We start from the raw sequence: 1,881 nt of genomic DNA, 5'->3' as shown, positions 1-1,881 counted from the left end.
CTCCAAGATACGGGGTGATCGTTTTGTCCATACCGACATCGATCCCACCTGCAACATGGGCGCCGTTTACTCCACCAAAACCAAGCAGACTGTGCGTATCCAGATCGTAACCGACGCCAACTTCACCTTGGATGTCGGTGTTGCCGTTTAAATAAGACGCTTTGAACTGGATATCATCACCGAGGCTCTCCAAGCCAATATTGACCAAGAACTTTCCACCTTGAACATGCCCCTCGTTGGTACCTTGCGCATGGGCCACGCCTAAAGTTAACTGAGGAACAAGAGACTTACCAATCTTCCAATTCAAACCGGCAAACGCTTTTGTTTCATTGAAGGAATTATCTGGTGCTATTGGAGAGGGCGAAGGTGTTGTGCCAGCAAACGAGACACTTCCCATCACCAGCATCGCTGATCCTGTAAGAAATAGATTTCTGAGCATAAATGAGGAACCTAAAATCAAAATATAGGTATTTTTACCTCATTATTTTTCAACCTACAATAGTGGTTACCGCATTTTCCGGACATCCAAACTAGAACCTACTCGCCGAAATGGCATCACCACTAAGTTCAAATGCAAGCTCCTCTCTTATTGCGCATACGAAAACGCGTTTAATCCCTCAGATGCCCGTTGTTGTCTCGCCTACTCCCTAGTGCCAAGTCCAAAACGAGCTTTAGGCACTGATGGACATTTTGGGGCGCTACTTCTTCCGCGCCTATCAAGGCAGCGTAAAGAAGTTCACTTAATAGCGAAGCCTTATCCCTAGTTTCTGGAAGTTCCAAAAAAAGCTTTTCTACAAACTGAAGCCTCTTCTTATCCACCCGCACTATACATTCGCGTGCAACAGGGTCAAATCTGGCCCAGTTTCGTACCGCAGCCTCCGCACCATTTCCGCCGTAATCCGCTGAAATTTCCTCTGAAATCACAGCAACCAAGTCGTACAGACGGCCTTCAGGCCTCTTGGAAACAGCCTTAACGTGTTCAATGATCTGCTGTGTAGCCAAATGCTCCCAGTGCTTGAGCATCGCCACCTTTAACGCCGGAACGTCCTTGTAGTGCCAATAGAAGGACCCTTTGGTTACCTTTAGATCTCGCGCAAGCGCCTCTGCCCGAATTGCAGAAGGCCCCTTTTCTGTCAGCGCCCTAAAAGCTGCCTTGATCCAGTCGTCCGGAGAAAGTGAAGAATTGCCTGCCATACGCGAACCATACGCTGCCGTATTGATTTTTGCTAGCTAAAATGCATCAATACGCATGCGTATGGAATCAAATACGGAAAACATATTATGAACAAATGGCTATTCTCCGCTGGCGTCCTTTCACTCCTTTTGGATCTCGTACATGTATTTTTAGGAGGCCCCGAAATCCATAATCCAGTTTTGGCGAGCAACTTCGATCCCGTTTTGAAGGCTGTCCTTTCCGTCGTTTGGCACGGAATTACTGTTGTCCTGCTGGTAAACGGTGCCCTGCTGATCACCGCAGCCTTTAAGAGAACACTCGCACTAGGGGTCGCTTGGACTGTAATTGCCCAATACACCGGTTTTTCGCTGCTATTTATCGCGTATGGAGCCCTTCGCCTCGACAGCCTGATGGATATGCCTCAGTGGATTTCATTCTTGGTCATTGTGCTAGTCGCATGCATGGGTCTTCGAAATCACTTGAAGACCTGATGCAGAGCATATCCCGCTAATGAACAACGGCACACATACCTAAAAAGCACGCGAGCAGGGAGTTCACCTCCCTGCTCGCAATGTCATGTCCAACGTTAAGAAAAATAATGCGTCCATCACTTCTAAGCCAGTTCCTGGCCTTAGAAACGAAAAAAACCACCAGCGTTTTGCTAGTGAGTTTTTAATTTTGGTTGCGGGGGTAGGATTTGAACCTAC

3 protein-coding genes are annotated in these 1,881 nt (G+C 47.6%); 1 reads left to right on the top strand and 2 read right to left on the bottom strand.

What is annotated here, in order from left to right; translation table 11 throughout:
* Together E1162_RS00110 and E1162_RS00105 are read right to left on the bottom strand one after the other, a co-directional pair.
* Positions 1-406 (bottom strand): hypothetical protein (locus tag E1162_RS00110; RefSeq protein WP_155125410.1); only part of this gene is annotated, 406 nt, incomplete at its 3' end.
* Positions 407-609: 203 nt separating this feature from the next.
* Entirely contained in the window at positions 610-1,194 is a 585-nt protein-coding gene (locus E1162_RS00105) for a TetR/AcrR family transcriptional regulator (protein ID WP_155125409.1), read from the bottom strand.
* Between the two features lie 87 nt (positions 1,195-1,281).
* Between E1162_RS00105 and E1162_RS00100 the strand changes: the two genes are divergently transcribed.
* Positions 1,282-1,665, top strand: coding sequence for a hypothetical protein (locus E1162_RS00100; protein ID WP_155125408.1), 384 nt, complete (start codon positions 1,282-1,284; stop codon positions 1,663-1,665).
* Positions 1,666-1,881 lie beyond the last annotated feature (216 nt).

It is taken from the genome of Pseudovibrio flavus, from assembly GCF_009711345.1.
Lineage (GTDB): Bacteria > Pseudomonadota > Alphaproteobacteria > Rhizobiales > Stappiaceae > Pseudovibrio > Pseudovibrio flavus.
The sequence above is the reverse complement of the archived record's forward strand: the minus strand, read 5'-3'. Positions and strand labels throughout refer to the sequence as shown.

Excerpts from the sequence above, each read along its gene's own strand:
- E1162_RS00105 (WP_155125409.1), bottom strand. The coding sequence starts at position 1,194 with ATGGCAGGCAATTCTTCACTTTCTCCGGACGACTGGATCAAGGCAGCT.
- E1162_RS00100 (WP_155125408.1), top strand. The coding sequence starts at position 1,282 with ATGAACAAATGGCTATTCTCCGCTGGCGTCCTTTCACTCCTTTTGGAT.